Annotated in this window: 1 pseudogene; it reads right to left on the bottom strand. The window is 31.5% G+C overall.

The annotated features are described in order from the left end of the window. Positions 1–241 (bottom strand): annotated as a pseudogene (locus SH09_RS13885) (MobV family relaxase); the annotation flags it as partial.

Below are 241 nucleotides of genomic sequence, written 5' to 3' on the forward strand. Positions count from 1 at the left end.
CGACCATTATCTCTACTTACATCATTCATCAAATGCTGGTATTTATTTCTACCAAGAACTTGCTCTAACTTCTCAAAAATCTCTCTAATAACTTTAATAACATCAAGCGCATTATCAAGGAGTTTTTTGAGGTCTTTTATAAACTCATTTGCTCTTGCTAAAGTTTCAGACATATCCTTGTTTTCTTCTCTAAGCTTACTATTTTCATTTTTAAGCTCATTCAACGCTTTACCAGACTTAA

It is taken from the genome of Staphylococcus gallinarum (assembly GCF_000875895.1).
GTDB classification, from domain to species: domain Bacteria; phylum Bacillota; class Bacilli; order Staphylococcales; family Staphylococcaceae; genus Staphylococcus; species Staphylococcus gallinarum.